Origin of the sequence: Oxyplasma meridianum, from assembly GCF_038024865.1 — an archaeon.
Lineage (GTDB): Archaea > Thermoplasmatota > Thermoplasmata > Thermoplasmatales > Thermoplasmataceae > Oxyplasma > Oxyplasma meridianum.
In genome coordinates this window covers 1,062,980-1,080,910 of the sequence record NZ_CP133772.1, presented here as the reverse complement: position 1 = coordinate 1,080,910, position 17,931 = coordinate 1,062,980, and the positions used below count along the sequence as shown (strand labels likewise).

The following is a 17,931-nucleotide window of genomic DNA, read 5'->3' as shown; positions in this document are numbered from 1 at the left end:
GTTTCCAACAATCTAATTCAAATTCAATCAGTCTTTTAAGGCTTCACCCATCTTAACAGGATCAGTAAATGGAGGAAGGCACATTTTTTCAGTGCATACATATGCTGTGGTCTCATTATTCACCGGTTTCATCGATGATAGGTTTTCAAAAACCTCTGAAACAATTTTATCTCCGGGGGTTTTGAGTATTACCACTGCCTGCGGCAGATAACATCCCATCACTGTATCTATCATTCTAATAGTCTTTTCGTCCTCTCTATTTCCAATAACTACAATGCTGTACGCTTTGTTCATGAGTATGTCAGCTGCTATAAGGCTGAAGGAGTAGTTAGTTGGACTGTTTTCAATCTCTTTCCCAAAAGCATTAATCGTCCTGTACGCCAAATCTTCGTATGCAGGTTCCGATTTCAAAAGGTAAAATTTAACGAGATTCATCATCTCAATGGAATTGCCTGAAGGAATTGCCCCGTCATGTGCCTGCTTTGTCCTTATGACAAGATCCTTTCTGTCTGAGGCTGACATGTAAAAACCACCATTTTCCTCATCACTGAACTTTCTTAAGAGTGAATCCTGAAGTTCAAGCGCCCTCTTAGCGTATTCAGAGTCAAAGGTGCTTTCATAAAGTTCCAAAAGCCCATAGATCATAAAGGAATAGTCATCCAGAAATCCATCGATTGCCACATTTCCCTCCCTGTACCTGTGGTAAAGAGTTCCGTTCTCGCTTAACATGTTGTGAAGAATGAATTGTGCGGATTTTTTTGCGGCTTCTACCATCTCTTTGTTTTTTAATGTTCTCCCCGCATAGGAAAGAGCCGCAATCATAAGACCGTTCATATCTGCCAGTACCTTATCGTCCAGATGTGGCCTTATTCTTCTTCCCCTGAAGGCAAGTAATTTCCTTCTGGAATCTTCCAGTATTTCCTCAAGATCTTTCTCCCTAATGTTTCGATCCTTGGCAAATTGTTTCATGTCATAGTTGACTGTCAGGAGGTTTCTACCTGTTCTTCGCCCTGTTGATTCCTCTATGAAATTTCCTGTTTCTATCACGTTATAATAATCACTGAAAATCTCATATGAGTCCTGGCCAAGAACTGATCTTATCTCTGCTGCAGTCCAGGTATAAAATTTTCCCTCCATTCCTTCGCTGTCTGCATCCAGTGCCGAGTAGAATCCACCCTCTGGATCTGTAAGTTCCCTCCTTACAAAGTCAAAAATTTCCCAAGCGACCTTTCTGTAAAAATCCTTGCGGGTTGCCTGATATGCCTCAACATATGCTATCATGAGAAGTGCCTGGTCATAGATCATCTTTTCAAAATGAGGCACAACCCAGGCAGCGTCGGTGGAGTAGCGGTGAAACCCAAAACCGATCTGGTCAAAGATGCCACCATTTCTCATCTTTTTAAGCGTCTTTGTTACCATCTGAAGCGATCTCTCTTCTCCTGTTCTCCTGTAATATCTGGTCAGATAGATGAGATTGTGTGGGGTGGGAAATTTCGGGGAGGTCCCGAAGCCGCCGTTAGCATCATCAAACGAATCAAGGAATCCCTGGAATGCATTCTGGAATACATCATTTCCAATCTGACCAGATCTGTGCGTTCTGGCATTTCTCTCAAGATTCACCATTATCTCATTGGCTCTTTTTTCCACACCTTCACGATCATTTAACCAGAGTTCTTTCAGGTTGCTGCAAAGTTCCAGTATTCCCATCATACCCCTTCTGCTCTCCTTTGGCATGTATGTAAGGGCAAATACCGGCCTCCTGTCAGGGGTTAATATTACGTTGAGAGGCCATCCCCCTCCGCCAACAGTCATCTGGCATACTGTCATGTATATATTGTCAATATCTGGTCTTTCTTCCCTGTCAACCTTTATTGAAATAAAAGTTTCATTCATTGCATCAGCAACTTCCTTGTCTGTAAAACTTTCTCTTTCCATAACATGGCACCAGTGGCATGTTGAATACCCTATACTGAGGAAAATGAGTTTGTTCTCTTTTGATGCAGCTTCAAACGCTTCTTCTCCCCATGGATACCAGTTTACAGGGTTGTGTGCATGCTGGAGAAGATACGGGCTCTTTTCATTAATGAGTTTATTAGAATACATTTCCATCTTCACCAATGTAACAGGCATTATATAATTTCTGCCATTGTCATCAGAAGGATATAGTCACATGGTTTCGTTGGGAAGGGGATTCAGGATTGGATTTGTTAATTCCTATACTATATGAATATTTCATGTTATCAACTGTTGCAATAACCATCAATCTCCCATTAATTCCATGGAATCTGGAAATCAGATCTTCTGAACTTGGAATAGTGAATGTTCATGCTGATGTTTTCTGAAACCATATGGGTCTGAAATACAAAACGATAAGGTCTCCTACAACGGGTAAATATGCCGTTAAAAAGACAGGTTTGACAATATTATTGGAATATCACACAGGGGCAAAATTCCTTATAACAATTCTTATTCAGGCTGCAATTCCCTTTCAGTATGCGGTTTTCCCTTCCGTCAAAGAAGTAAAAATGCTTTTAAAAACAATCAAAAAATATATTTCATATGCATGATGTATCATAATGAAACTGGCTATACTCATCAGACATGGAGAGAGCGAAGCAAACGTAAAAAACTTAATATCTGAAGACACTGAAAAATTTCCACTGACTCTTAAGGGAAGAGACCAGGTGAAATTTACTGCTGACCAGATAAGGGCATTAAAGTTTGATGGAATAATCTCCAGCCCTGTTCTCAGGGCAAGACAGACTGCAGAAATTATAAGTGAGCATATTGGAATCCCATACGTTATAGATTCAAGGATCAGGGAATCCGGACTTGGGGATTATAATAACAGAGATATTTCAGATGTAGGAAATATGACAAGGTCTGAGATGGGAATGGAAAGCTGGGACTCTCACATTAGAAGATTCATGGAGGCTTTCAACTCCTACGAAGGCAATTACACAATGATCAGCCACGCACTTCCAATAAGGGCTGCAATCTCTGGTTTTCTGAATTTCAATGAGGAGGAAAGTTTTGGCATAAACATAAGGAACGCATCAATGTCAGTGATAGATGTGGAAAAAAGGAAAGTCCTTTCAATAGGTTCGTTTCTCGTAACTCCAAAGATTCAAATGGCATTTCGATGATGAACCTCATGTCTTTTATAACATGGGTTACGAATCATGGTTATGGAATATTTTTACTGAGTGATGAAACAGTTTATGAATCAATGGATAATATGCCTACTGAATGATGTTCAAAAACAGTTTGTCCGGTGAAGTCGAGAGCTTCCACCCTATCAGGGGCAAAAGGGTAAATATGTACGTCTGCGGGCCCACAGTTCAGGAAAGTTTTCACATAGGCCACGCAAGGACATATATAATTTTTGACAGCATTGCAAAATATATGAGACTTTCAGGGTACTCTGTTTTTTACCTCCAGAATATTACTGACATAGATGATAAAATCATCAAAAAAGCCCAGGATCTTTGTGTGGATTATCAGGACGTGGCTCTGAAATACACATCAGAATATTTTGATATTATGCATGAACTGGGTGTGGACAGTGTAAATTTTTACGCCAGGGCAACTGAATACATCCCTGAAATCATCAGCCAGATATCCCGCCTCATGGAGAAAGGGCATGCATATATTGGCGGTGACGGTGTCTATTTCAGGGTGGGATCATTTCCAGACTATGGTAGGCTCTCCAGGCAAAAGTCTGAAGATCTTCTCCAGGGAAATCGCATATCGGAAAACTACGATAAAGACGATGAGAAGGACTTCGCGCTTTGGAAAATGCAGAAACCCGGAGAACCTGCTTGGGAATCACCGTGGGGAATGGGAAGGCCAGGCTGGCATATTGAAGATACTGCTATCACCGAGACCTATTTTGGTCAGGAGTATGATATTCATGGTGGTGGCTCAGACCTAATTTTTCCTCATCATGAGGCGGAAATAGCACAGATGAGATCCATTTCCGGCAAGGAAACTCTGGCAAAATACTGGATACACACGGGAATGGTTACCCTGAACGGATTGAAAATGTCAAAGTCACTGGGAAATTTCATAACAATATCTGAAACCCTTAAAAAGCACAACGGAAGAGAGATCAGGTTTGCACTGATCAACGCAAACTACAGAAGCACCATAGATTTCTCGGAAAAGGTTATGGAGGAGGCTGAGAAAAATGTGCGCTACCTCAACATAATAAAGAGAAGGTTGGATCTTCACGGTGATGTCTATGGAAATCTTGACATTGATGCAGCGACATACAAAGAGAGAGTAAAGAATGCCATGGATAATGACTTCGATTTCAGGTCTGCAATTAGGATAATAATGGATCTTGCAGCTACTGCTTATAGGGAGTTCTCCAATTTGTCTTTTGATTCCGTCCGCAGCATACTGTCAGTATTCAAATGGGCAGATACTTTTCTTGGCATTTTTGAATATGATAGAAATCCTGAGGCGCTGAAGAAATCTGTTAATCTTCTTCTGGATTTAAGGAAAAAACTCAGGGAAGATAAGAATTACTCGCTTTCCGATTTTATAAGAGTCAGCCTGGTTGAAATGGGCGTGGAGGTGCAGGATAATGGAAAAGATGTGGAATGGTGGATCAGGGATTAAATCAGCTTGGATAGTGGTAGATCTTGTAAACGATTTTGTGTCTGGAAAATTTGGTTCACAGAGATCAGTTCAGGTAGCTGAAAGAACAGGGGAGGTGATAGGTAAGCTGGAAGGATCAGTGGATATTGTATTCACAATGGATACACACATCAGAAACGATCCGGAATTCAGGGTATGGGGAGAGCATTGCCTTCAGGGGACTGAGTCTTCGGAACTTCATAAATCCGTAAGCAAATACGGTGGACAGCGTATAAGGAAGAGACACTTTGATTCATTCTATGAGTCTGATCTGGATGGATATCTTCGGGCTAAAGGCGTAAGAAACCTTTTCATAAGTGGAATTAGCAGTGACATATGTGTTCTGCACACTGCAGCGGGAGCTTATTTCCGGTACTACGGAATTAATATAATATCCGACCTGTGCGCTTCAATAGATGAATCCAGTCATGATACAGCATTGGAATTCATGAGAAAATATTATGGTGCCAGAATTATTAAGGCAGAAGAATTCGAGAAGGAGATAGCAAAATGGCAGGTGTAAAAGTGAACATTGCGGTACCGGAAAAAAATGGGATCTCTGAAAATACATACAGATTCAACACTGCAACAGATAAGCAGATAAAGGAGGGCCTGGCTTCGGATGTGTATTTCACCAGGACTCTTAATGAGGTAAAAAAATCAGATTCTGACAAAACGGTGGCTGCTGAGATAACTGTTTCAGGGCCGTTGGGCGGATGGTTTGCATTCTGCGGGCTTGATGAGGTCATAGATCTGCTAAAGGGATTGGACGTGGATCTTTACTCTATTCCAGAAGGTTCTATGATCCCGCCAAAGGATGATAGAGGAATTCCAGTGCCTGTAATGAGGATGGAGGGAAAATATTCAGAGTTTGGAAAATTCGAAACGTCTTTGCTAGGGTTCATCTGCCAGGCCACCGGCATATGCACTTATTCCACCAGGATAAAAGCCATTCTTGGTGAAACACCATTCTTCTCTTTTGGCATAAGAAGGATGCATCCCGCCATCTCTCCAATGATAGATCGTGCAGCTTACATAGGAGGGGCAGCCGGGGTCTCTGGAATCCTTGGCGCACAACTGATCGGGCAGGACCCTGTGGGTACAATGCCCCATGCCCTCTCGCTTCTGGTTGGGGATGACTCTGCCTGGAAACTTTCAGCATCTGACACCATGGAGGGGCAGAAGAAAGTACTTCTGATAGACACATTCATGGATGAAAAATTTGCGGCAATAAAGGCGGCAGAAAGCATAAATGGCTTGGGTTACATAAGACTTGACACACCATCATCCAGAAGGGGAAATTTTGCATCCATAGTCAGGGAGGTGAGGTGGGAGCTGAATCTAAGGGGGTTCAAAGCCGTAAAGATAATGGTTTCCGGTGGTCTGAATGTGGATAATATAAGTGAATTGAAAGAGGCTGGAGCAGAGGCTTTTGGAATAGGTACATCAATATCATCAGCAAAACCGTATGATTTTGCAATGGATATAGTGGAAATAGGAGGAAAGCCGCTTACAAAAAGGGGAAAATACTCCGGAAAAAAAGACCTATACAGATGTGAAAAATGTGGGTCTGTGCGTGTAGAACCGGAATCCCAACATGAATATCAATGCAGCTGTGGAAGCACTGTTCCAAATTTGATCAGGCCCATATTGAAACATGGAACTCTTGTGCATAAAAGAGAAAATGTGCAGGAGATAAGGAACAGATGCATGAAGGATCTAGCAGGTGTTGCAAGCCTTAAACAATAATTGTCATCGTGACTTTACATCATTCTTAATTATCAGCAATGCAAACTCAATAAAATATAAAATTTCTGTTAACCTGACTGTGGGTACATTAATCTCTTACTATGGATTCAAGTTTCATAACTTTATTTATGGTCTCAGACACCTGAGACTTACATTCTATTTTTTCTACAACTCTCTTTCCTCTTGCTGCATAGTTCAGTTTTATATCCTTTAGGTATTCAGTAGTCCTTATGGGTGATACATCCTTTTGAAATTCCCTTACCTCGTTGTATATCAGTGCAAGAAAGAGATATGCAATATGTGAAAAGAACATGTGCACACTTATCTTTTGAGTAGTCCAGTGATACAATGGAAATGCAATATCCATTGTATTGATTGTTCTGAAACAGTGTTCAACTCTGTTTCTTTTCCTGTACAGATCAATGATCTCTTCCCCTTTCATATCTGAAATATTGGTGAATATGGCATTCTTACCAAACATGTTGAATCTCTCATCCATCCTTTCACTGTTGATCGCCATGGATGGTAACTCTATGGTTTCATTGAGTTTCTCCTGTTCAAGATACAATCTTGCCTTTTCCATTGCATCAGAATCTCCAGTTTCAATGATTCTTTTTGCCTTTACATATACTTTTTTGAATCTCTTCATGAATGTTATCACTCTTTTCTTTTCCAAAACAGAACTGTGATAAACAATGATTCTGTGATCTTTACCATATACATTCTTGCTTGTTTCAATGAATGAATCTTTTTCAATATTCAATTTAATGAGATCTTTATGATCTGATTGGATCAATGCACCTATGTATTTCCTGTCATGAAGAAGTTCTATGTTACTTTTTGAGTTGTATCCCCTGTCAAATATCACTGTTGAATTATCAGGTATGTTCTTTATGATTGATTCAAAGGTCTTTGAATCATGTACATTTCCCGGATATGCTTCACCATACAGTGGAATGTAATCATAATTTGCTGCAATGTAATATGAAATCTGATTCAGATCATATCTCTGTTTCTTGTTATGACCTTTCTTAGCCATGTCATTCTCATCCATGAATGTATACATATTGGATGCATCCACAAAGATTCTGGAGAAATCATAACCGAGAGATATGAGTTTGTCCCTTATCTGATTCATTATATTTCTCATATCGGTATCTGTGAATCCATCCATCATATTCCAGAAATCCTGTGATCCTCTCTTTGGATATATGGTGGAAGCATAATCTGAAGACATCCACCTTTCTATTCCACTCTTTGATTTAGGATCTGAAAGTCTATTCATGATGAATAGCAGAACATAATCACCAGGTGACATACCTGTGTCATGGTGATTCAGTACACTATTCACAATATTCCTAAGACTAATTTTTCTATCCATTATGATTACAGCAGCTGTTACACCAAAGTTGTAACTTTTAAGTACAATATCCTTGAGATCACCTTCAACAATCTTTGCAAGATTCTCAACACTCCCTATACTGATCTCTTTCACAATAGTAGGAACACCATTTATACGTTTCTTCCACCTCATGACAAGATATCTATTCTTGCCGGAATGCTTCCAAACGAGATATGCCATTAGAAGTATAGTGTACCCACATACATAAATATTTCTATTAAAATAATCCTATAAACAATTTGATTACAAGGAAAAATAAACACATACATATTAACAAAAGAATGTACCCACACAATTATACCCGTGGGAAGTAGTAAAATTCAAGTTTTTAGAGAATGCTATATATTAAAAGATGTAAAGTCACGGTCATAAATAAAAAATCAAAGAATCTTAATATAATAACTCTTATTAGGTAATATTTGAATATTAGTTAATGCAAAACATCTTACCTGGTGAAAGCAAAAAGGTCGATGTTATAATAAGGACCTTCAACTCTGCAAATACTCTTGATAAATGCATAAGATCAGTAAAGAAATATATCCCATATGAGAAGATAATTGTTGTCGATCACTGCAGCACCGATTTAACCAAGGATATATCACTGTCACACAAAGTGGATTACTACACAGAGGAAATTGGACTGGGGTTTGCTACAAAACTTGGGATTTCTAAATCTACAACAGAATTTCTGCTTTTTGTTGACGGCGATGTGGAGATAGTATCTGGAACATTTTACAGTGAGGGGTTGAAATATATTCAATCTAAAGGAGTGGGTGCGGTGGTTGGATGCTCAGTAGGATATATTTTTGCCTATGGCCTTCCCCTGGGTTTAACTATCTTTAAAAGAGAATTTGCTTCAGAGGTAAAGATGCCTGATAAAATACAGGGGAGAGAAACTTACTATTTCCAGGAATCCCTGAAAAAAAATTCTTTAAAGGTCAGATATGTAAAAGATGCTATGATTCACAGATCGGAATACAGACAAATGCCAAACTGGCCTGAATGGCAGGGTGCACAGATAAGGCTCACTCCTGGGAACCATTACAGGCAGATACTCTGGGCTCTTGCAATTACATTTATGATGCATTTCAACAGCAGGAAACCTAAAAATATTGCATATTCCCCTATTTTTTATTTCAAAATACTGGTTGGGTTCATGAACCCGGAAAAATGGGGTAAGATAGACAGGAGAAAGGTGAGTCTGTGAAATATTCTGAAACAGGGAGGATGAAGGCATTTGAAGATCTATTCTGAACGCTTTTTTATTAAGTACCTTTTTTCAAATCGTGGAATATGCCTGGGGGTGGATCTCAAGGACAGGTCTTATCTCTTCCTCATATGCACCAGAGGAATAATATTGAGGAAAAGGAATAGAGGAGACAGGGTTGTTGAGGATCTGGATTACGAAATTGACCGGATTTATAACACAATCGCCGGAAAGGAAGAGGGCATGAAGAAATGATCCAGGATTTGGGCTCAGATGAAATGGCAAAACTTGAAAGATCAAAGTATGCTGATTTAATATCCGGAACAACACGAGTCAGGCTGTCTTTTGTAATGAATGGTGAAAGAATATTTCTGATTTCATCCGGAAATAACCCAAGATGGCCGGCCCAAATACTCAGGAATGGTTATGTTTCACTGAATGTAGAAGGCATAATGATAAGGGGGAAAACAAAGCTAATTTCAGGGAGTGATGTAAAATCGGGAGTTATGTCTCTTTTTGCAGATAAGTACGGTGAAGATTATGTTAAAAATTATTATTCGCTAGCTTCTCGCATCATTAGCATAGATATGGGCAGTACCATGATAGAATCCCATATGCAAGAAGAATATTACAGGTGGCTTGAAGAGGAGTTTGACAGCGTGTCTGAAAACTATGATGATCATATTCTTGGAAATCAGGTAAACAGAATCTTGAGAGAAAGATCGCTGGATCTTTTTACCGAGTACTTTCCCAGCAAGGGAAACATACTCGAGATCGGCTGTGGATCTGGGACGGAGACCATAGAGATACTGAAACGTGGTTACAGTGTAACTGCTGTGGACATATCACAGAATATGCTGGATATTGTAAAGGAAAAGGCAAGAACTCTGGGTCTGATGGGCGCTCTAAGGACATATAGGTTCAGGGCCTCAGAAATTGGTAAAATAATCAGGGAAACCGGCGAAGGTTCATTCAATGTCTGCTATTCCACTTACGGTGCACTGAACTGTGAACCACTCATCAGAGAAATGTCCCAGCCACTCCACCAACTTATTTCCAGAGACGGATACTTCATAGCTGGGGTATATAACAGATTTTGCGCCTCGGAATTCTTGATGCATTCTCTCTTTCTTAAACCATCCCGATGTCTATGGCGTATGCGGCAATTCATCCCCGAAGGTCACTCCCGCTTCTGCATTGATGTTTACTCTTATTCATTCAGGCAGTTCTACCATTTATTCAGCAAAAATTTCCTTATGGTAGAGGTAAGAGGTGTTCCGGTTATAATCCCACCTTCAAATTTTAACAAGCCCATAAAATTACTTGGCAACAGAATGGCAGTTCTGGATTCAATTGATAGATTCATAGGAAAGAGATGGCCGTTCAAATATCTCGGAGATCACTTTCTCATGGTCTTGAGAAAAAGGATGAATTAAGGTCAGGACTGTTCCCAGGATCATGTGAGGTGCTGACCATCCTCCATAAAAGGTGGTTTCTAGATCTTTTCAGATCAAAATACGCATATACAATGGACGTTAATTCCAAAGCGAACGCCGGTAAGATATAGCGAATATCCTCTGGGTATCTCAGGAAGTGTTTTTTCATGATTCTGAATGACTTTCTTATGTTACGAATAAAGTTCAGGCTCAAAGAGGCACTTTTTTCAAAGTATTTCTTCATCTCCAGATGTCCATAGTTTATCCGAACCCTCTGGATCAAAAGTTCCCTGAAAGTTTCCGGAACCCAGTTTCTGACAACAAGATCTCTGCGGTAAACCACCCTCATTCCGTTTGAATGGGCGTTAAGGCATATATATTCATCATCGTTTATGACATTAGGGATGATAACAAGACATTTTGATGGTAAGGCCTGAAATTCACCACCGGATTTCGGGTAGCCCCAGTCATCAGAATCCAGGCAGGTGTCCCTAAGATTCCACATAAATGAAGCAATCCTTCCTGCTCTACTCCCTGTCTCAAATGGAACAACTCTTGGGATTATTATTTCATCATCTTTCATTGACTCTTCCATGATGTTAATTTCGTGGGGGTCAAAACGTACATCTCCAGATATAAGAAAAACAATGTCTGAACTGGCAAGTTTCATGGCGTTGTTGTATGCGGCACTCTTTCCCAGTCTCTCTCTGTTGAATACCAGTTCCACACTTTTCCCCTGAATAAGGTTTTCAACTCGGGACAGGTCCATATCTCCTTCTGTGCATATGATCATGCTTTCCAATCCCATTTTCTCAAAATTTTTTATATAATATTCCACATCACTCTGGGAATCATATGAAAACACAATGGCAGAACTAGGCACGGCTATCACCAGGTTCCTGATGCAATTCCCTCAGTTTCTGGTATTTAATACTGTCCAGGTAGAAGCTGTGAAAACCCAGCACTGTCTTGAAGCATTTCTCTCTTTTATTTTCACTCTCATATCTGTGATTGTGGATAAGACCCTTTAATTCAAGATATACTGCTGAGAAAAAGTAGAGTGCGCAATTCTGAAGGTTGAATCTTGCATGTTCCAAAACTGGAATTTCATAAGCTTTGAATTCATCTGGAAAAAAGTTCTTGATTAGTTTACTCCCCCTCATCAATTTGTTATAATAGGAATCTCCGAAGAGAGGTATAACATGAAGCGAATCCATTGCAACGATAAAATCACGGCTTTCATCAAACATCTTTTTTGCTGAAACGGAATCTAGGCAAAGTGAAAGGCAGATGGGGTAAAGACCGTGTATCCTCCTGATAATCATGGCTCTTATGATGGTGATCCAGAGTTTCCAGCTTTTTGTTATAATAAAAATATCAACATCGTCATCAGGTTCAGGATCATAAGAAACCGATCCTGATATTCCAAGGAAAAGTAAATCTCTTGTTCCCAAAAGTTTAAAGAATTCCCTGGCAACGCAAATCTTCGAATCCTTAATGTCTCCCTGTGACATTATTCATCACTTTCCACCCATTATCACCACCTGATAATATTTGTGCAATATAAACAACAAATTCATAATATTAAGTATTTCTTTTTTGTTAATAGTTAATTGCAGATTAGACCACGTTTTGAATCTAAATGTTGCATTTTTCTGAATTTTATTTGGGCAATGGTGGGTCAACTGGGACCTTTCAGGATGATCACTCCTGTTATAGCAGTGATTATATAGAATATGAAAAGAATGTCGTACAGTCCGGGAATGTATGACAAGGCTCCCGGGTAATGGGAAAATCCGAACAGGTAAGTTGCAAACTGCGAAACAGAAGATAGCCCAACCATTTTATAAGTAGCAAGATCTGCAATGAGGAATACGGCCAGCAAAGCCGATCCGACTGTCCCAGCTTTTAGGTATACTTTAGTAGGTTTTGCAATAATGATCCCTGCACCCATAATGTCAATTATTCCTGTCACAAGCATACCATACCAGTGAATAAAATAGGGTTTCACAATTCCAAAATCAGTCTGGAGATTTTTGTCAGTTAACAGGATTACTATTGTTATTATAAAATCAACAATCAGCAGAAATCCAATGGTTCCCTCTTTTGAAAATGAGGCTTCAGCCATATTTAACCAAATAATATAACGTATTTATCATATATAAACATACCCAAGTAAGTAACATTGTATAATCATATAACAAAAATGATCATTAATCCGGTTGCAGAAGTCATCCATCTTAACATCATAGGTGCAGGGTCCAAGTCATCACAACATCTGGAAAGTGTTGAAGGAAGGGGAATTTGTTTCGCTATAATTTGATCAGTGATTATTTGATCAGACCTACCGCTATGCCAAATAGATAGATAATTACAGCAATTCCTGTACACTATCTCTAAATTTTAAAAATAATCAAACTAAATGCATATTATCTCTCATTAATAAGATTAATGAAAAATAGAATTATCTCAAGACATTTTACAAAAAATAGTCGCTTAATAATTGTGTATATTTGTTTGAGATTGTGCACAAAGAGTTGGAAAATAATGATTTCCTGTCAATTGGATAGGTAAAAAAATACTAAAAAATTATTTATATAATCATGTTTTTTAATAATGTAAAAGTTAAAATTTAAGTACTTATATACAATAAATTAAGGTCATGGGACAAAGAGTCAGTCTTTCTTCAAGTGCGTATGAGTATATTTATGGAAACATAGCACAGGGGAAATTTAAAGTAGGGCAATCCATCAGCGAGGAAGCGATAGCAAAACAGATCAATATTAGCAGGACTCCAATACGGGAGAGTCTTATTGCACTTAACAAAGAAGGGTTACTGGAAAAGGCAGGGAGATCTTATAGGGTGGTTATTACTTCTCCCTATGATCTACTGGATCTTTATGAAGCTAGGAAGATTATTGAGACAGAAAATGCCAAGCTCTGTGCCATAAGGATCAGCAGTGATCAGATATCCGATTTTACAAAATTCATGGTTAAAGCAACTGAAATTTACAGGCAGAGCTCTGTACTTTTCCTCATGAAAATCGATCTGGATGACCAGTTCCACGATTTTATTGACAGAAACAGCGGAAACAAATATATGGAAAAATATGGTCAGGAGATCAGAAAAAAATTGAGAATAGTAAGAATCACGTCATTCCCCTTTCAGGATAATTTAGACAAAGATGTAAGAGAACATGAGCATGAATCAGTCTTTCAGGCCATAATAAACAGGGATCCTTTAAAAGCTTATGAGGAGATGACAAAGCATGAAGACCATTTGATAAACTACGTCAAAAACCAGGTATTGCCCAAACTCTTTAAATTATGATCTTATAAAAATAGGCAAGAGTTAAATCCCATTATCATATCTAAAAAAGTTGAAAAACAACAGTTTCCTCTCATTTCTCCTCTTTGCGGATGCAGTTATACTTGTTCTTGGGGGGTACATACTTAGAATCAACAATTTAGTTCCATTTTTCCTTACAGTTGCTACCTATGCTTCGGTGGTTTTCATACTTGCTGTTGCTTATTCAGTATTGGCAGGAAATAAAAGGGCACAGTTTTTAGGGTTTATACTGGGATTTGTCGCAGTTGCAATATCCACAAATCCTGAACACATTTCTGCTCTCATGGAGTTTGGCAGCACAGTTCCACTAAGTGAGGCCGATATAACAATGATACTGGGTTTCTATGTCCTGCCCATTATCTATATAGTGAAATATGCAACCACTTTTTTTACCGCAAGAAAAGCGCAAACCACTTCTCATTAAAAATAAGTGCAAATTATTCAGAAGAGAAGAACAATAAGAAGTTTTAAGAACTCTTCTTGATCATATTCTGCTATTGGGTAAGTTCTGTGTTCAGGCTATTGGAAACTGCTGAAAATATATATAACAGGGTTTATGCAGAGATTCTATCGTATAAACTGGCATCATTCCTTGCAATAGTTGTTATATTTCTCTCAAGGAAAATAGTAAGATCCCTGCATGGAGGGAGATTTACAAGAAGAAGTCTAATTGTTGGACCCTTGCTATACATAGCTTTCACAGTAATAGCAGATTATGGAATTGGTTTTCTTAACACAGTTTTTGCAATTCTGGCATTTCTCTTTGGAATGTATATTTCTATTCACACCGGTAAAGGGGTTACATTCTATACGAAGAACGATCTCCCATATTACAAAAGGCCACTTTGGGTCATTGGTGTGTGGTCTGTGGCTTTCATTGGAAGGATGATCATAATTTTCTTCTTCCCGGGGTATACTGATTCTTTCTTTTCGGTTCTGCTGGGTTTCGCAACTGGGCTGATCATAGGAGAAGCTTTGCAGATAGTCTGGCAGAACAGAATTGCAGCGTCAAAAAAAACTGACGTAAAGGACAGCAACTCTCTTTTCCTAAGTCTAATAAAGAAAACAAAGTGAGAAATTCATGTCCAATGAACGCAACATAGACAGAATAACTGATGCTGAATAAGATAAATTCTTCAAACAGTCATTTAATTAAAATTGAACTTATATGCTAAAACATCAAAATTAAGGTCTAAAGATTTCAGAAATTTTCCAACAGGAATATCTAAATGCAGGATCACTTATCCACATTTATGAGAGTTCTTGATGGACGCGACGAAAAAAACCTACATTTTAAATGGTCTCCAGAAGTGAAATCAGTAATAAGGATTGAACCGGGTGAAATTTTGGAAGTCTTAGTACCAGATTCATCCACAATGCAGATAAAAAAAGAGTCTAAACTTGCTGATCTTGGGAGAATAGATAACAGCAAATTTGATGCGGCTGTAGGCGCCATTGAAATTTTAGGTGCAAAAAAGGGAGACACACTCGAAGTGACAATAGTTGATATAATACCAGACGCCTGGGGGTGGACCGCAATAATGAAAGATTTCGGCCTTCTCAAAAACAGGTTTCAAGAATCACTTGTAATATGGAATATCTCTGGCAGTATTGCCAGTTCCTCATCAGATTTCCTGAAAGGTGTCAGGATACCTGTAAGGCCATTTCTCGGCGTCATAGGAACAGCTCCTGAAAAAGGGACTTATGGTATGATACCACCCCAAAGGTTCGGAGGTAACATGGATAACAAGATGAACGGTGTTGGATCCAGAATAATGCTTCCGGTAAATATTGATGGAGGAATGCTTTCAATATCTGATCCTCACGCATCGCAGGGAGACGGCGAAATATGCGGAACTGCAATAGAGACATCTGCCAGGGTTAGGCTGATGGTGAAAATTATCAGGAAAAAACATGAATTGGACCCAATTGTTTATTCAAAAAGTGGCGAATCCGAAAGTATGATGTGCGCCATGGGAATAGATTCTGATCTGCACAGTGCTGCAGTGAAAGCTGCAGAAAACATGATACATCACCTTTCACTTGCCGGGTATAAGCCTGAAGAAGCTTACATTCTGTGCAGTGTGGCTGGAGACCTCAGAATATCTGAAATTGTGGACGAACCGAATTTTGTGGTAAGCATGTGCCTTCCAACAATTTTTTTGAGACAGAATCTGCACTGAAATCTAAGCAACTGAGATTTCAAGCCCCTTTCTGACACCTGACCTGAGAAATGCAATCAGGGTAACTATGGAGAGAAGCCCAAGGAATGTCCATGAGTAAAGATAGCCATATGACTGTATAAATCCGAAAATGTATGGAACAGTTGATCCTATACCTATCTGTATTGAATTAATGAGTCCAAGACTCAGTGCTGTGTATGTTTTATCGGTCTCTATCCTGGCTACAACAGCATATTCAAGTGATATTACTAAAGTGGCAAACATCCCTTCAAAGGCAATGATAACCCACAATCCATAATATCCAGTAAAAGGAATTATGATTACTGCGACTCCTATCAGTATACTGGCAATGATTGATATTCTGATAACGTTGAATTTTCTTACCATTCCTGATATTACTCCTCCAACAATTCCAAACATTAGGATCATTCCACCCATGATTCCCGCTATGTAATCCTGGATTCCTGTGCTCTGGGCATATGTGGAAAAAAATTCAGGAAATGTGTAATTCAGAGCCCACAGTCCAACAAATCCTATTGCCACAACCCAGATTTTCCTGTTGAGTATTCTCTCTTTCAGCGCTGAGACCTGGATCTTTGTATATCTTCTGGAAGCTGGCAAAACAATAAATGTAAAGATTGTAACAATAAGCATGGCAATGCCGGAAATGAGGAAGTCCAATCTCCAGCCATATATTTCCACAATGGGGGTAAAGAGTATAACGCCAGCACCTGCTCCAATGTTGTAGGATGCGTTGTAAATACCTATCATTGCAGTCAGTTTTGCAGAGTACATTTCACCAAGTATTCCGATGGCCGTTGAAAAATATAGCGCAGCCCCCACTCCAACAGCAAATCTAAGAATGACCAAAATGATAAAGCTTGGAGAATATGCACATCCAATCACGGCAAATGACATGATGAAAATACCGGTCATGGCAGTATTCTTGGCGCCCATCCTGGATGAGATCACACCGGCGGGCAGCTGAAATATTCCGGCCCCAATGAGAAATGATGAAAGAAGAAGGCCGGTTTCACCAAGGTTGACTCCAAATGTCCTCCCTATGGGGATAAGGGCAGGTGATATGTTGAACCAGTTTAAGGAATAGAATACCCTTGAAAGCATGATAGAAAATCCTGAAATAGCTCTGGAAACTCCCAACTAAACTGTACCTCTCGGGTAAATGTTATTTTAGTATTTACAGTGAATGGAGAGGATCTAAACATTTTGATTCTGTTTTATTTTATGCAGTCTCATGATTTTCTTTTGCCTGAATATTCTTATTGATCTTATTATTCGATCTGGGAATAAAAAAATAATATATTGGCTTAATGTATAGTGATTCAGTATTTATGGCAGACAAAAATGAGATAAAATCTTGGCTTGAAAAGGGAACCGATGATTCTAAAAGTCTTGTGGGTATGAAGTGGAAGATCGAAGAGGGGGATAATTACATGGTCCTCATGAATGAAAAAGTACCTTTCGTGATATACATGGCATATTTCGACAATTATCTTGAGATATTCATGAAGACAGGTATAGAAACGGCCGTTATGGAAAATCAACCAAGACTTGCTGTTTACAGATCACTCCTTATTTTGAATAGACAGGTAGATCTGGTGAAGTTCATGATAGATGGGATGAACGAAGAGATAGTTCTGAGAGCGGATTTTGAAATCTCAAGTTTTACAAGGGAGGAGTTGGAGGACGCTCTGAATATCCTTCTATCATCTATGTATGTTTTAGTAAGGACGCTCAAACTGGAAGATCAGTTTAATCGGATCATATCTGAAAGGATGTTTATGATGGTACAGGAAATGCTGGACCAGGGGAAAAGTGCTGAAGACGTAAAAAATTACCTCGTAACAAAGGTTGGATTGAGCAATGAGGATGCAGAGCAGGTAGTAAACAAATTGACCGCAAAGAAAGGTGGGGTAAGTACAGGCATGTATGCATAATGG

The 17,931-nt window shown here is 39.1% G+C and carries 19 protein-coding genes; 13 read left to right on the top strand and 6 right to left on the bottom strand.

Features of this window, described 5'->3' with window-relative positions; genetic code table 11:
• Positions 1–27 precede the first annotated feature (27 nt).
• Entirely contained in the window at positions 28–2,109 is a 2,082-nt protein-coding gene (locus OXIME_RS05655; protein WP_393970876.1) for a thioredoxin domain-containing protein, read from the bottom strand.
• Between the two features lie 239 nt (positions 2,110–2,348).
• Between OXIME_RS05655 and OXIME_RS05650 the strand changes: the two genes are divergently transcribed.
• The 5 genes from OXIME_RS05650 to OXIME_RS05630 all read left to right on the top strand — a co-directional run bounded on the left by OXIME_RS05650 (position 2,349) and on the right by OXIME_RS05630 (position 6,393).
• Complete coding sequence (locus OXIME_RS05650) at positions 2,349–2,567, top strand: hypothetical protein (protein ID WP_393970875.1); 219 nt, start codon at positions 2,349–2,351, stop codon at positions 2,565–2,567.
• Positions 2,568–2,576: 9 nt separating this feature from the next.
• Positions 2,577–3,146 (top strand): 2,3-diphosphoglycerate-dependent phosphoglycerate mutase, encoded by a 570-nt coding sequence (locus tag OXIME_RS05645; RefSeq protein WP_393970874.1) that lies wholly within the window; start codon positions 2,577–2,579, stop codon positions 3,144–3,146.
• A gap of 103 nt (positions 3,147–3,249) precedes the next feature.
• A complete protein-coding gene (cysS, locus tag OXIME_RS05640; RefSeq protein ID WP_393970873.1) occupies positions 3,250–4,626 on the top strand; it encodes a cysteine--tRNA ligase in 1,377 nt (458 codons plus the stop codon).
• Positions 4,592–5,167, top strand: coding sequence for a cysteine hydrolase family protein (locus tag OXIME_RS05635; RefSeq protein ID WP_393970872.1), 576 nt, complete (start codon positions 4,592–4,594; stop codon positions 5,165–5,167). Before cysS ends, OXIME_RS05635 begins: the two co-directional genes overlap by 35 nt.
• Positions 5,155–6,393, top strand: a complete 1,239-nt coding sequence (locus OXIME_RS05630; protein WP_393970871.1) for a nicotinate phosphoribosyltransferase — start codon at positions 5,155–5,157, stop codon at positions 6,391–6,393. The genes OXIME_RS05635 and OXIME_RS05630 overlap by 13 nt, the downstream gene beginning before the upstream one ends.
• Before the next feature lie 88 nt (positions 6,394–6,481).
• Here OXIME_RS05630 and OXIME_RS05625 read toward each other — a convergent pair whose 3' ends face one another.
• A complete protein-coding gene (locus OXIME_RS05625) occupies positions 6,482–7,975 on the bottom strand; it encodes a transposase (protein WP_393970870.1) in 1,494 nt (497 codons plus the stop codon).
• Between the two features lie 253 nt (positions 7,976–8,228).
• Between OXIME_RS05625 and OXIME_RS05620 the strand changes: the two genes are divergently transcribed.
• Genes OXIME_RS05620 through OXIME_RS05610 form a run of 3 tightly spaced genes read left to right on the top strand, consistent with a single transcriptional unit; the run spans position 8,229 to position 10,438 of the window.
• The gene (locus OXIME_RS05620; RefSeq protein ID WP_393970869.1) at positions 8,229–9,002 is read left to right on the top strand and encodes a glycosyltransferase family A protein; all 774 of its coding nucleotides are present in this window, start codon (positions 8,229–8,231) and stop codon (positions 9,000–9,002) included.
• Positions 9,003–9,032: 30 nt separating this feature from the next.
• On the top strand, positions 9,033–9,257 hold the full coding sequence (locus OXIME_RS05615; RefSeq protein ID WP_393970868.1) for a hypothetical protein: 225 nt from the start codon (positions 9,033–9,035) through the stop codon (positions 9,255–9,257).
• On the top strand, positions 9,254–10,438 hold the full coding sequence (locus OXIME_RS05610; protein ID WP_393970867.1) for a class I SAM-dependent methyltransferase: 1,185 nt from the start codon (positions 9,254–9,256) through the stop codon (positions 10,436–10,438). Before OXIME_RS05615 ends, OXIME_RS05610 begins: the two co-directional genes overlap by 4 nt.
• On the opposite strand, the gene OXIME_RS05605 is transcribed toward OXIME_RS05610, so the two are convergent.
• The 3 genes from OXIME_RS05605 to OXIME_RS05595 all read right to left on the bottom strand — a co-directional run bounded on the left by OXIME_RS05605 (position 10,410) and on the right by OXIME_RS05595 (position 12,566).
• Entirely contained in the window at positions 10,410–11,321 is a 912-nt protein-coding gene (locus tag OXIME_RS05605; protein ID WP_393970866.1) for a glycosyltransferase, read from the bottom strand. The genes OXIME_RS05610 and OXIME_RS05605 overlap by 29 nt on opposite strands.
• On the bottom strand, positions 11,314–11,952 hold the full coding sequence (locus tag OXIME_RS05600; protein ID WP_393970865.1) for a hypothetical protein: 639 nt from the start codon (positions 11,950–11,952) through the stop codon (positions 11,314–11,316). The genes OXIME_RS05605 and OXIME_RS05600 overlap by 8 nt, the downstream gene beginning before the upstream one ends.
• A 167-nt stretch (positions 11,953–12,119) precedes the next feature.
• Positions 12,120–12,566 (bottom strand): hypothetical protein, encoded by a 447-nt coding sequence (locus tag OXIME_RS05595; RefSeq protein ID WP_393970864.1) that lies wholly within the window; start codon positions 12,564–12,566, stop codon positions 12,120–12,122.
• Between the two features lie 534 nt (positions 12,567–13,100).
• Here OXIME_RS05595 and OXIME_RS05590 point away from each other — a divergent pair.
• The 4 genes from OXIME_RS05590 to OXIME_RS05575 all read left to right on the top strand — a co-directional run bounded on the left by OXIME_RS05590 (position 13,101) and on the right by OXIME_RS05575 (position 15,970).
• Positions 13,101–13,769, top strand: a complete 669-nt coding sequence (locus OXIME_RS05590) for a GntR family transcriptional regulator (protein ID WP_393970863.1) — start codon at positions 13,101–13,103, stop codon at positions 13,767–13,769.
• A gap of 49 nt (positions 13,770–13,818) precedes the next feature.
• Complete coding sequence (locus tag OXIME_RS05585) at positions 13,819–14,211, top strand: hypothetical protein (RefSeq protein ID WP_393970862.1); 393 nt, start codon at positions 13,819–13,821, stop codon at positions 14,209–14,211.
• An 86-nt stretch (positions 14,212–14,297) separates the two neighbouring features.
• Positions 14,298–14,861 carry a hypothetical protein gene (locus OXIME_RS05580; protein WP_393970861.1) on the top strand — a complete coding sequence of 188 codons (564 nt, stop codon included), beginning with the start codon at positions 14,298–14,300 and terminating at the stop codon, positions 14,859–14,861.
• 179 nt (positions 14,862–15,040) lie between these two features.
• Positions 15,041–15,970, top strand: a complete 930-nt coding sequence (locus tag OXIME_RS05575) for an acetamidase/formamidase family protein (RefSeq protein WP_393970860.1) — start codon at positions 15,041–15,043, stop codon at positions 15,968–15,970.
• Positions 15,971–15,973: 3 nt separating this feature from the next.
• Here the strand turns inward: OXIME_RS05575 and OXIME_RS05570 are convergent, their stop codons facing one another.
• On the bottom strand, positions 15,974–17,131 hold the full coding sequence (locus tag OXIME_RS05570) for an MFS transporter (protein WP_393970859.1): 1,158 nt from the start codon (positions 17,129–17,131) through the stop codon (positions 15,974–15,976).
• 191 nt (positions 17,132–17,322) lie between these two features.
• Here OXIME_RS05570 and OXIME_RS05565 point away from each other — a divergent pair, with 191 nt between their 5' ends.
• Complete coding sequence (locus OXIME_RS05565) at positions 17,323–17,928, top strand: hypothetical protein (protein WP_393970858.1); 606 nt, start codon at positions 17,323–17,325, stop codon at positions 17,926–17,928.
• Positions 17,929–17,931: the final 3 nt, after the last annotated feature.